10 protein-coding genes and 1 pseudogene are annotated in these 11,565 nt (G+C 62.4%); 5 read left to right on the top strand and 6 right to left on the bottom strand.

Translation table 11 applies throughout. From position 1 onward, the window contains the following. Nucleotides 1–144: 144 nt before the first annotated feature. From DFR37_RS21605 to DFR37_RS21575, 6 genes are all read right to left on the bottom strand, one after another. Nucleotides 145–1,161 carry a replication protein RepA gene (locus tag DFR37_RS21605; protein WP_104874791.1) on the bottom strand — a complete coding sequence of 339 codons (1,017 nt, stop codon included), beginning with the start codon at nt 1,159–1,161 and terminating at the stop codon, nt 145–147. Nucleotides 1,162–1,214: 53 nt separating this feature from the next. Continuing rightward, complete coding sequence (locus DFR37_RS21600) at nt 1,215–1,439, bottom strand: plasmid partition protein ParG (RefSeq protein WP_003159117.1); 225 nt, start codon at nt 1,437–1,439, stop codon at nt 1,215–1,217. 20 nt (nt 1,440–1,459) lie between these two features. Then, nucleotides 1,460–2,092 (bottom strand): ParA family partition ATPase, encoded by a 633-nt coding sequence (gene parA / locus DFR37_RS21595; RefSeq protein WP_034008291.1) that lies wholly within the window; start codon nt 2,090–2,092, stop codon nt 1,460–1,462. 81 nt (nt 2,093–2,173) lie between these two features. Continuing rightward, a complete protein-coding gene (locus DFR37_RS21590) occupies nt 2,174–2,467 on the bottom strand; it encodes a hypothetical protein (protein WP_170139983.1) in 294 nt (97 codons plus the stop codon). Continuing rightward, nucleotides 2,464–3,192, bottom strand: coding sequence for a recombinase family protein (locus DFR37_RS21585; protein ID WP_113935230.1), 729 nt, complete (start codon nt 3,190–3,192; stop codon nt 2,464–2,466). Before DFR37_RS21585 ends, DFR37_RS21590 begins: the two co-directional genes overlap by 4 nt. Before the next feature lie 400 nt (nt 3,193–3,592). Beyond that, entirely contained in the window at nt 3,593–4,606 is a 1,014-nt protein-coding gene (locus DFR37_RS21575) for a LysR substrate-binding domain-containing protein (protein ID WP_242341939.1), read from the bottom strand. A 170-nt stretch (nt 4,607–4,776) separates the two neighbouring features. Here DFR37_RS21575 and DFR37_RS21570 point away from each other — a divergent pair, with 170 nt between their 5' ends. The 5 genes and pseudogenes from DFR37_RS21570 to DFR37_RS21550 all read left to right on the top strand — a co-directional run bounded on the left by DFR37_RS21570 (nt 4,777) and on the right by DFR37_RS21550 (nt 11,481). Further along, nucleotides 4,777–5,187 carry a cupin domain-containing protein gene (locus tag DFR37_RS21570; protein ID WP_242341940.1) on the top strand — a complete coding sequence of 137 codons (411 nt, stop codon included), beginning with the start codon at nt 4,777–4,779 and terminating at the stop codon, nt 5,185–5,187. 14 nt (nt 5,188–5,201) lie between these two features. Continuing rightward, the gene (locus DFR37_RS21565) at nt 5,202–6,437 is read left to right on the top strand and encodes an efflux RND transporter periplasmic adaptor subunit (RefSeq protein ID WP_170139982.1); all 1,236 of its coding nucleotides are present in this window, start codon (nt 5,202–5,204) and stop codon (nt 6,435–6,437) included. Continuing rightward, nucleotides 6,434–9,571 carry an efflux RND transporter permease subunit gene (locus DFR37_RS21560; protein WP_113935226.1) on the top strand — a complete coding sequence of 1,046 codons (3,138 nt, stop codon included), beginning with the start codon at nt 6,434–6,436 and terminating at the stop codon, nt 9,569–9,571. Before DFR37_RS21565 ends, DFR37_RS21560 begins: the two co-directional genes overlap by 4 nt. Nucleotides 9,572–9,806: 235 nt before the next feature. Further along, nucleotides 9,807–10,082 (top strand): annotated as a pseudogene (locus tag DFR37_RS21555) (efflux RND transporter permease subunit); the annotation flags it as partial. After that, nucleotides 10,075–11,481, top strand: a complete 1,407-nt coding sequence (locus tag DFR37_RS21550; RefSeq protein WP_113935225.1) for an efflux transporter outer membrane subunit — start codon at nt 10,075–10,077, stop codon at nt 11,479–11,481. The pseudogene DFR37_RS21555 and the gene DFR37_RS21550, both read left to right, overlap by 8 nt. Nucleotides 11,482–11,565: the final 84 nt, after the last annotated feature.

Below are 11,565 nucleotides of genomic sequence, written 5' to 3'. Positions count from 1 at the left end.
CTGATCTATCGTGGATAAGTGCGGCTATCCACAGGGTTTATCCCCAAGATTGGCCGCCAGGAGGGGGCATCGGCCAGAAACGACGCGGCCGCCTTGATCGGGCGGCCAGTGTGCTGCGTGTGGGGGGGTCTGATCTATCGGAGTTTAGCTAAACTTCCCGCCGTTCTTAGGGGCAATGGGCGGCGGGGAGCCAAGCAACAGCAGGCCACCAGTGACGGGCTTCACCTTCGCTTGCGGATAGACGGTCAGCACCTTCTTGAGTGCCGGCACAAACTTCTTCTTGAAGTCCTTGTCTGCATCCTTCCCGGTGTATTCCTGGGCGAACTGCTCCCGCAGGGACTTCCAGTGCAGCGTTACGCCCCTGCCCTCGATGCGGTGCAGTCGGTGAGCCAGCCAGGTGTAAACGTCCAGCGCAAGCGCGGAACCTTTCAGGGCCATCAGGGCGCGATTGTCCAGCGGTACGGCGCTATCCATCAGCGAGTTGAAATAGCCCTCTGATAGAACCATCGTGCCGGGCCAAAGCGATTTCTGCTGCGCGTCGCCATTCGCCAGCCAGGCATCGAACTGTTCGACGGGTTGGCCGTTGTAGGTGCGCCCCTTGAATCCAAGTTGCAGGCGGCAAGCGGCCAGGGCGTGCATTTGACGGCGCAAGGTGGTGTAACGCGCTCCCTGGTCATCCATGCCCATGAGCCGCAAGAACTCGGCCGCGCTGTCACCGATGGGGATTTCCCGCGTGTTGTCGCGCTTGGCGTAGCTGGACACCCAAGCAAGGGCCAGGCGTGGCATGACGCCATAGGGGATAGGTTGCAGCACCGGCCCCCTGCCCTCGTCCAGATAGCCGGCCTGCACATTGACCCAGGCCGCGCCGGACTGCCGCATGAACTCGCGTCCATCGACCTTCGAGCGAGGCAAACCGACCTGGCACAGCACGGCATGGGTGAAAGCCATGTCCTCGCCGCTCGGCGGGTTGGTGGCGATCTCTGCGCCGGCCTCGATCAACTTCTGGTCTTGCTCGGTCAGGATGATGCCGGCCGGGGTGATCTTGGCCCCGGCGCGGGGCTTCCTGGTCTTGTCCCCTGCCTTGGCCTGCGCCTTCACGATCAGGCCGCCCAAAATGTCGCCGATCTGCTGCGCCTCCTGTCCGTCTCGCTTCTTGGTCATGGTGCCGCCCCTTTAGCCGCTAAAATTCAAATGAGTAAATATGCTTTTGAGCGTCAATCCGGCAGACTGGCGACATACTCGGACAGCACATCTTTGATGCTCTTGCCCTGCTTCGTGGCGTAGATTTTCAGCTTTGCGTGCTGTTCGGCGGGTAGCTCGAAATTGACGCGCTTCATGCCGCCGGCGTCGTCGGCCAGGCTGGCAAGGGTCGCGGCCCTTGCCTTGTCGGTGCGTGCGCTCGGGCGGCCGGCGGTGAGTGCGGTTGTGGGCTTGCTCATTTTTTCATTTCCTCAAAAGCTCAATTGAGTTTCTGTTTGATCTCGGCGGCCAGGGCGCGAACCTCGGCCGCTGCATCGCCGTCCGGCTCGGATTCAAGAACGGTCGTGCCAGCGGCGGCGGTGCCGGGATAGCTCACGCGCTGCGTGATGCGGGCATCAAGAATGGGCAGTGCGTAGCCGGCCAGCGCGTCGGCAACCTCGCCGCCAATGCGGGTGCCCTTGATCGCCCTGGATACCACGAAAGCCGCTTGCAGCTTCCCGTCCGTGACTTCGATACGCTGCTTGACCAGCTCCACAAGGTCGGCCGTGGCCCAAATGTCGTAGGGCGATGGCTGCACCGGAATCAGCACGAAGTCGGCCGCCTTGATGGCCGACACGGCCAGGTCGGCCGCCTGGGGCGCTCCGTCGATCACGACGAAATCCACTTTGCGGGCCACGTTCTTCACGTCCCGGTCAATGGTTGGTCGGTCGATGCCGACCACGGTTAGCGGTTGATCTTCCCGCACGGCGGCCCAATCGCGGGCGCTGCCCTGGGGGTCGGAATCGACAAGCAACACGTCCGCGCCGTCGAGTTGCAGGGCGCGGGCTAGGTGCGTGGCGATGGTGGTCTTTCCTGAACCGCCCTTCTGGTTCAGCACGGCAATGACTTTCATGCGCTCTCCTGGTGGTCATGCAAATGATAATTTACTCATTGCATCATAACACAATGAGCGAATGAGTAAAGGTGTTTTCCATCATTTCCCCATGCTTTCCCATAGCGCCCGATAGGCTGCCTCATCGTCGGTCGGCTCGCGGTCGAGCTGTTCCAGCAGCCAGGCCGCGCCGGCGGCCATCGCCTCGTCGTGGTCGAGGTAGCGGCCATCGAGCGCGCCATACATGCCGCCCTGCCTGGTCGTCACTTCCCACGCCTGGCCGTCATGGGTGCGGCACACGGCATAGGCGAAGTAATCCCCCTTGGCGTCCATCTCGTCATGGGCGGCTTGCAGCTCCGGCCGAAGCGGGGGCAGGGGATGGTGTCCGTTTCTCATGCCTTCATGCCCTCCTGGTTGGCGGCCGCCAGCGCGTCGGCCTCGGTCAATGCGTCCTCGCGGAAAGCGCCCATGCGGGCGGCCTCGGCCTGGCTCACTTCGGCCGCCCATATCCGTTTCACCTGGGACGGGCTGCACCCGGCCAGCTCGGCCGTCCTGGTGATGCTGTGGCCGGAGCGGCGCAGGGCGATGACCTGGGCGCGGCGCTTCGGGTCGGCGCGTCGGCCGCGATACTTGCCGGCGTCTTTCGCCAGCTCGATGCCCTGGCGCTGGCGTTCGCGCCTGTCCTCGTAGTCGTCGCGGGCCATCTGCAAGGCCAGGCGCAAAAGCATGGCCTGCACGGCTTCCAGCACGATCTTGGCGACGCCCTCGGCCTCGGCGGCCAGGTCGGATAGATCGACTACGCCAGGGACGGCCAGGCGTGCGCCCTTGGCCTGTATTGACGCAATCAGGCGCTCGGCCTCGGGCAGCGGCAAGCGGCTGATGCGGTCGATCTTCTCGGCAATGACCACCTCGCCGGGCTGTAGGTCGGCAATCATCCGCAGCAGCTCGGGCCGGTCGGCGCGTGCGCCGCTGGCCTTCTCGCGGTAGATGCCGGCGACGTAGTAACCGGCGGCCTTCGCGGCCGTGATGATTCCTTCCTGGCGTTCCAAGTCCTGCGCGTCGGTGCTGACGCGCAGATACACCCGCGCCACCATCGGCGCGGCCGTGGCCTTCTGCTTCATGTCGGTTCCTTTGGGCATACTCAAACGCGCCCATGCTAAACCGACTGGCTCATTTCCGAAAGCGCAACTTATATGCTGTCGTTTTCAGAAGACGGCTGCACTGAACGTCAGAAGCCGACTGCACTATAGCAGCGGAGGGGTTGGATCCATCAGGCAACGACGGGCTGCTGCCGGCCATGAGCCGCCCTTCGCGACGGTCCGCTATGGGAGTTCACATCGCCCAGAAGACGTTCGCCGGCCAAACGACGCGGCTAGGTTGCCCCCGTGCAATCCCCGGGACGAGAGGCTTTGGACCGACGGCGGGGGGACGAATGGCGCGGTTGAGCTGAGGTGGATAGCCGCATCGCCAACTCTCGTCAATCTGCCGAACTGAAGTGAAGTTGAAGTTGTGCCTTCTATTTCATGGAGCCCGGTGTTGCGCTTCGGTCTTGAGCCCACCCTTCAAATCGATGGTCGACGCTGAAAGCGATTGCGCCAACCCCAGCCTCTTATGCACCTGGCGTTGCAACTCAGCTTCGCCATGCAGCCAATTGCGAAAGGCCAATAGCGCCGGGTCCTTCTCGCGTATCGGCCGGTAGGCCAGATACCAGCCTTCGTATTTCCGATCAACGATCGGAAATAGGGTGACGAGGCGGCCCGCTACAAGCGCCTCACTGACATAGGGGAGTTGCGCGACAGCGACTCCCACTCCATCGAGGGCAGCTTGAATCGCCATCACAGAACTCTCAAACGAGACGTGATTAGCCGGCTGTATCGGCGCGCTCAGACCTATCGCTTCGAACAACCAAGTCCATTGTTCGCGCAAGTGGGAGACGACGATCAGAGTTGCCGCGCGGAGATCGCGTGGATGAAGCAGGCTTGCCGCTATTGCGGGCGTGCAGACTGCTACGAGTGTCGACGGAAACAGCTCCTCGGCGGTATAGCCGGGCCAACTGCCCATGCCGCGACGCACAGTACAAGTCCAATCGTCACGCAGCGGAAGCATTGCACCGCCGGTAGCAACCCGTACCTCGACGTCGGGGTGGTTGCGATTGAAGCTGGTCAAGCGCGGGATCAGCCAATGCAAAGCGAGTGTCGGTGCGACCCCAACGGTGAGCACCGGACCTGCCTGCATAGCGACCACTTGCTCGGAGAGCCGAGCGATCGCGTCGAAGGCGTCGGTGAGACCGGGCTGGAATGCCCGGCCCTGATCCGTGAGCTCGAGCCTATTGGCGTGACGGCGGAAGAGCGCGAACCCGAGTGCTTCCTCCAACAGCCGCACCATGTGGCTCACCGCCGTTTGAGTGACATTCAACTCCTCTGCGGCCGCCTTGAAGCTGCCATGCCGTCCAGTCGCTTCGAAGGCCCGCAATCCGTTCAAGGAGGGCATTTGTCGAGTCATTCGCGCACCCAAAAGAAAAGTTGGGGTAACCATGAAGATTTTGCGTTTGCTACGCAGGCTCTTCAGCGATATCTTACTCGGCAAGACGGAGAATTTCTATGCGTAAGCTTGCTCTGATCCAAACTCCAATAGCGGGGTGAGCGGACGGTCGAACAATTGACTCAGCGTCCTGGGAACGTCAAATGACAAAGAGATCGAATCTCATGAAGATCGGTATCGCGGCGGTAGGAGTCCTGTGCATGCTTCAAGCAGGTCCGGCTGTAAGCCAAGAAAAGCATGGCGTGATACCGCATGCGCCGCTGCTGAAGACCGTATTACCCGGCACGAATAATTTGGAGGTCGCAGTCTACGAGACGGAATACGCTCCGGGCGGGATCAACCCGCGACACCTCCATCCGGCGGCGATCACGTTTTATGTCGTGTCAGGTACGGGCGTTTGGCAGGAAGATGGGAAGCCACCGGTAACGCTGCATGCTGGAGAGAGTTTGTTTGTTCCCGCCGGCACGATCCATTCCCACTGGAACCCGAGCACCACGGATCATCTCCGCTTCTTGGAGTTCATCGTAGCAGAGAAGGGCAAGGGGCGTTCTATTCCGGAACCGCTGAAGAAGTGAGGTCTCCGGAGAGCTTGAGCGATCAAAAAGATCACGATTCGCTGGAGTCTGGACAATCCAACGGAATTTCGGTCAACGACACTGAGCACGACGCAGTCAGGCGCCGGCGCGCTATTTTTCTGATTTCTGCGAGTGTTGCACTTATTGTAGTTGGCATTGCGACCCACTGGCTTTTGTCGGCACCCACCAAGAGTCCGCCGACCACGCGCCCATCTGTACCTGTGAGTATTTCCGTCGCAACTCGACAGAACGTGCCCATCAGTCTGACCGGTCTTGGCGCCGTGCAGGCTTCATTGACTGTCGGTATTCGTCCCCAGGTCGATGGCACACTGCAGGAGGTGCTGTTCACCGAAGGGCAGGATGTAAAGAAGGGCGACGTGCTGGCCAAGATAGATCCGCGCTTGTTCAAGGCCGCGCTTGATCAGGCCCGGGGAAAAAAAGCCCAGGATGCTGCGTTGCTCGTTTCCGCCGAGAAAGATCTTACGCGGTACAAGACGTTGGCACTGACTGATGCCATAGCCCGGCAGACGGTCGATCACCAGCAGGCGACGGTCGATCAACTGAAGGCGTCCATTGCCGCCGATGAAGCTGCCATCGACACAGCACAGACACAACTCGACTACACCTCGATCAGGGCGCCAAGCGACGGGCGAATTGGCATTCGCTCGATCGATCCTGGAAACGTGGTGCATGTGTCCGACGCACAACCGATCGTCATCCTGATGCGGATCCGCCCGTCCGCCGTGCTGTTCACACTGCCGGCGCGGTTCCTCGATGATGTGCGCAGCGCTTTAGCCCATGGTCCCGTCGTGGTGACGGCTTTCGACCAAAACAACCGCCAGGAACTGGGCGCAGGAAAACTCCTCCTCATCGACGATGCAATCGATCCCGCTACCGACACCATGCGTCTGAAGGCCATCTTCCCCAATGACGACGAAAGGCTGTGGCCGGGCGAATTCGTCAACGCCCGCTTATCACTCAAGACGCTCGGCAATGTTCTCGTCATTCCATCGGCCGCGGTCCAACGGGGTCCGCAGGGCTTGTTCGCGTGGATCGTAACGCCGAAAGACACGGCTGAACCCCGGCCGATCAAGGTCGGGCCGACGACTGGCGATCTGACGGTGGTCACCTCGGGCCTTAGCGACGGCGAACACGTCGTGACGGACGGACAATTCAAGCTGAAGCGCGATGCACGGGTACAGGTAAGAGTCACGTCACCCCCGTCGCCAACGTCCGAGGGCGCCAGGTGAATCTCTCCGCGCCATTCATCGCACGACCGGTCGCAACGGCACTGCTGATGGCGGCTTTGGCGCTCCTGGGCATTGCCGCGTTCCCGCTCCTGCCGGTCGCCCCCCTGCCGCAGGTCGATTTCCCGACTGTTCAAGTCACCGCAACGCTTGCCGGAGCGAGCGCCGACACGATGGCCTCATCGGTTGCGGCGCCGCTCGAGCGCCAGCTCGGGCAGATCGCGGGCGTTACCCAGATGACGTCGCTCAGCGCGCTGGGCGCGACCTCGATCACAATCCAGTTCGATCTTGATCGCAATATCGACTCGGCGGCGCAGGACGTGCAGGCGGCGATCAACGCCGCAAGCAACAGGTTGCCGCGATCGATGACGACGCCGCCGACCTACAAGAAGCTGAACCCGGCCGACGCCCCCATCCTCGTCCTCTCGGCGAGCTCCGATACAATCCCGCTCACCAGCGTCAACGAATATGCCGACAATTATCTCGCCCAAAAGATCTCGCAAGTACCGGGTGTCGCCCAGGTGTCGCTCGGCGGTGAGCAGAAGCCAGCGATCCGTGTTCAAGTCGATCCGGCAAAGCTCGCTTCGCGCGGGTTGACCCTTGAGGACATACGGCCCGTCCTCGCCAACGCCACGACCGATGCCGCCAAAGGCACGCTCGATACGGGCAAAATGAGCTTCACGATCGCAGCCAACGACCAGATCACCGAGGCAAAACAATTCGATGACGTCGTGCTCGCCTACCGCAATGGCGCCCCGGTCAGGGTGCGCGACGTCGGCGAGGCGGTTTCGGCAGCATCCGATCGAACTGCGGCCGCCTATGACAACAATAAACCCGCGATCCTTCTTACCGTCTATAAGCAGCCCGGCGCCAATGTCATCGACACCGTAGACCGGATCAAGGCCCAACTGCCACGTCTCGCGGCCGATATTCCGCCAGCGATCACAATCCATACTGTTCTCGACCGAACGACCACCATCCGCGCTTCGGTGCGCGATGTCGAGTTTACGCTTGGCCTGACTGTCGGCCTCGTCGTGATGGTGGTCCTGCTATTCCTACGCAATTTGTGGGCGACGCTGATTCCGGGCTTCACGATCGTGCTCGCGCTGCTCGGATCGTTCGCGGCCATGTATGTGCTCAACTTCAGTCTCGACAATTTATCATTGATGGCGCTGACCATAGCCGTCGGCTTCGTGGTCGACGACGCTATCGTGGTCGTCGAGAACATCTATCGTCATATCGAAAGCGGCGCGCCGCCCTTTGAAGCCGCGCTTAACGGCTCTCGAGAGATCGCCTTTACCGTGCTTTCGATCAGCGTGTCGCTGATTGCCGTTTTCATCCCGCTCTTGCTTATGGGTGGGATTGTCGGCCGATTGTTTCGAGAGTTCGCTCTAACCGTGACCGCGGCTATTGCGGTCTCGGCGTTGGTATCGCTCACGCTCGCCCCGATGCTGTGCTCGCGCTTCATGCGGCGGGAGGCACCAGAGGATCATGGCCGCCTCTATCGCGCCCTCGAAACTTGCTTCGACACCATGCAGTCCGGCTATCGGCACACGCTCGACATCGTGCTGCGCCATCAGGTGGTCACCCTCTGTGTTTTCTTCGCTACGGTTGTGCTGGCTGTGGTTATGGCCATCCAGATTCCCAAAGGTTTTTTTCCGATTCAGGACACCAGCCTGATCGGCGGCCTGGCGGAGGCGGCACAGGAAGTCTCGCCCGAGGAGATGAAGCGTCTCGAACGTGTGCTCGGAGAGGTCATCCTCAAGGATCCCGGCGTCGAGGGCGTTGCCTCATGGACGGGCAGCACCGGCGGCAACGGTTTCGCACAGACAGCGAATACCGCTCGGTTTTATATCGTTCTTAAGCCGCGCGACGAGCGCACGCTCACGGCTTCCCAGATTATCGACCGGTTGAGACCGGAGATCGCAAAGGTCCAGGGCGTCAATCTCTCCCTGTCGGCAACACAGGACATCACCGTCGGCGGCCGGTCTTCGCGCGGCAGTTTTCAATATACGTTGCAGAGTGCCGATATCGGCGAGTTGACCACATGGTCACAGAAGATGCTTCAGAAAATGCGCACGCTGCCCCAGCTCGCGGACGTAGCCACAGACCTTCTCGCCGACGCGCCGCTTCTCACGGTCGACATCAACCGAGACCAGGCCTCGCGCTTTGGTATTTCACCGCAGACGATCGACGACACGTTAAACGATGCCTACGGCCAGCGGCAGATCACGCAGTACTTCACCCAGCTCAATACATACCCGATAGTTCTTGAAATCACCCCGGCACTGCAGCGCACGCTTGCATCGCTCGACCGCATCTATGTGAAATCACCGCTGACGGGCGCTACGGTGCCGCTTTCCGCGCTCGTGAGAGTTGATACGGCCAAGGTCGGGTCGCTGTCGGTGACACATCAGGGCCAGTTCCCCGCGGTTACCTTGTCGTTCAATCTCCGACCGGGTGTCGCGCTTGGCCAGGCTGTCAACGCAATCAGCCAAGCGGCACAGGAGATCAACCTGCCTGGCACAGTGACTGGCGCGTTCCAGGGCAATGCGCAAGCGTTCCAGACATCGTTGTCGAGTATGCCTGTGCTGATCATCGCTGCGCTCGTAGTCGTCTATATCATCCTCGGTGTGCTGTACGAGAGCTTCATTCACCCGCTGACGATTCTTTCGACATTACCATCGGCTGGTGTTGGTGCGTTACTTGCATTGTGGGTGGGGCACATAGATCTGTCAGTGATAGGCATCATCGCAATTATCCTATTGATCGGTATCGTCAAGAAGAACGGCATCATGTTGGTCGACTTTGCCATTATTGCTGAGCGTGACCGTCACCTTCCGCCGGTTCAGGCCATTCGCGAGGCGTGCCTCTTGCGCTTCCGCCCTATCCTGATGACGACGGGGGCGGCTTTGCTTGCAGGCGTTCCGCTCGCGCTCGGCAACGGCACCGGCTCGGAACTACGTCAGCCGCTCGGCTACGCGATGATCGGGGGGCTGGCGCTCAGTCAATTGCTCACGCTCTACACAACTCCTGTGATCTATCTGTATCTCGACCGGCTTCAAACTTGGCTGAAACATAGGAAAAGTGCCGAAGTCGATAAAGCCGGAAAGTTACTCGCGGCGAAGATGAAGTGAGAAATTCGGCAGCAAGTGTTCTCGCCCGAATGCTTCACCGGAATGGGAGTCGACCTGGCTGCGAAGCGCCTGGTGGTCGTCAAAGTCGACGCAGCACTTCCGGAAGGGATTCGATCCGATCGTCTCCCACGTGGTCTACCGCGATGCGCCGGGGTGCTTGAACGTAGGCGTCCAGCCATCCCATCTTGAATTTCCAATAGGCGCATAGGAGCCTCGTGTCCAACTCAACTCTATCCGGCCGATCCTGATGACGTCGATCGCGTTCATCCTCGGCGTGCTGCCGCTCGCGATCTCGAGCGGCGCGGGCTCGGCGAGCCAGCGCGCGATCGGCACCGGCGTGATGTTCGGGATGATCTCGGCGACCGTGCTCGCGGTGTTCTTCGTCCCGGTGTTCTTCGTCGTCGTGCGCCGCATCTTCAAGGGCAGCGACCGGCAGCAGGCGCTCTATGCGCACGCGCTGGGCAACGCACCGCCCCCTCCCGCTGCGGCGACGGAGGCCGGCCATGAGTGAGCGCCTCCGCGTCGCGGCCGCGATCGCCGCGGCGCTGTGCCTCGGCGGCTGTGCGAACCTGATTCCGCACTACGAGCGGCCGGCCGCGCCGGTCGCGGCGAACTACCCGCAGGAGACGACGCCGGCGAGCGTGGCCGGCGTGCCGGTCGCCGCCGACATCGAATGGCAGCGCTTCTTCGCCGACCCGCGCCTGCGGCGCCTGATCGAGGTCGCGCTGCAAAACAACCGCGACCTGCGCATCGCGGTGCTGAACATCGAGCAGGCGCGCGCCGCCTATCAGGTGCGCCGGGCCGACGAGCTGCCTTCGGTCGGCGCCGGGGCGGCAGTGCAGCGCCAGCCGGGCAGCACCGGCAAGCTCGTCAACACCTATTCGGTCGGTCTCGCGCTCGCCAGCTACGAGCTCGATCTGTTCGGCCGCGTGCGCAGCCTGAGCCAGGCCGCGCTCGCGCAATACCTCGCGACCGACGAGGCGAGGAAGACCGTGCAGATCAGCCTGATCTCGACCCTCGCGAACACCTACCTGAGCCAGCTCGCCGACGACGAGCTGCTGCGCGTGACGCGCCAGACTCTCGCCACGCGCGAGGATTCGCTGAAGCTCACGAAGCTGAAGTTCGACTACGGCGCCGCGTCCGAGCTCGACTATCGCCAGGCCGAGTCGCTGCTCGAATCGGCGCGCGCGAGCCTGGCGCAGGCGCTGCGCCAGCGTGCGCTCGACGAAGACGCGCTGGTGCTGCTCGCCGGCCAGCCGTTGCCGGCCGATCTGCCGGCGCCGCTCGCGCTGAACGCGCAGCAGCTCTCGACCGATCTGCCGGCCGGGCTGCCGTCGGATCTGCTCGAGCGCCGGCCCGACATCCGCGCGGCCGAGCAGCAGTTGATCTCGGCCAACGCCAACATCGGCGCGGCGCGCGCGGCGTTCTTCCCGCGCATTTCGCTGACCGGCAATTTCGGCACCGCGAGCACCGAGCTGTCGGGCCTGTTCAGGAGCGGCTCGTTCGCCTTCACCGGCACCGGCCAGTTGCTGCAGCCGCTCTTCGACGCCGGGCGCAACCAGGCGAATCTCGAGGTCGCGAAGGCGAACCGCGAGATCGCGGTCGCGCAGTACGAACGGGCGATCCAGAGCGCATTCCGCGAGGTCTCGGACGCGCTCGCCGGCCGCGCGACGTTCGGCGAGCAACTGCGCGCGCAACTGGCGCAGGCCCATGCCGAGGATATTCGCTTCCGGCTCTCCGACCTGCGCTATCGCAACGGCGCAGCGAGCTACCTCGAAGTGCTGGACGCGCAGCGCTCGCTGTTCGCCGCGCAGCAGGCGGTCGTGCAGGTGCAGGCGGCCCAGGTGCAGAACCTCGTGACCTTGTACCGCGTGCTCGGCGGCGGCTGGAAGGAGCCGGCGCCGCAGTGATGCGGTCCGCGCTCGCGTGTTGCCGCAGTGTTGCGCCTCGTGCCTGCCGCACCATGACGCATCGCGCGCGTCGCGCTGCGTGCC

The organism is Eoetvoesiella caeni (assembly GCF_003315175.1).
Lineage (GTDB): Bacteria > Pseudomonadota > Gammaproteobacteria > Burkholderiales > Burkholderiaceae_B > Eoetvoesia > Eoetvoesia caeni.
Note: the sequence above shows the minus strand (reverse complement) of the source record. Positions and strands in the feature narration are given on the sequence as shown.

Coding starts and splice junctions, on each gene's coding strand:
- DFR37_RS21605 (WP_104874791.1), bottom strand. CDS start 1,161: ATGACCAAGAAGCGAGACGGACAGGAGGCGCAGCAGATCGGCGACATT.
- DFR37_RS21600 (WP_003159117.1), bottom strand. CDS start 1,439: ATGAGCAAGCCCACAACCGCACTCACCGCCGGCCGCCCGAGCGCACGC.
- parA (WP_034008291.1), bottom strand. CDS start 2,092: ATGAAAGTCATTGCCGTGCTGAACCAGAAGGGCGGTTCAGGAAAGACC.
- DFR37_RS21590 (WP_170139983.1), bottom strand. CDS start 2,467: ATGAGAAACGGACACCATCCCCTGCCCCCGCTTCGGCCGGAGCTGCAA.
- DFR37_RS21585 (WP_113935230.1), bottom strand. CDS start 3,192: ATGAAGCAGAAGGCCACGGCCGCGCCGATGGTGGCGCGGGTGTATCTG.
- DFR37_RS21575 (WP_242341939.1), bottom strand. CDS start 4,606: ATGGTTACCCCAACTTTTCTTTTGGGTGCGCGAATGACTCGACAAATG.
- DFR37_RS21570 (WP_242341940.1), top strand. CDS start 4,777: ATGAAGATCGGTATCGCGGCGGTAGGAGTCCTGTGCATGCTTCAAGCA.
- DFR37_RS21550 (WP_113935225.1), top strand. CDS start 10,075: ATGAGTGAGCGCCTCCGCGTCGCGGCCGCGATCGCCGCGGCGCTGTGC.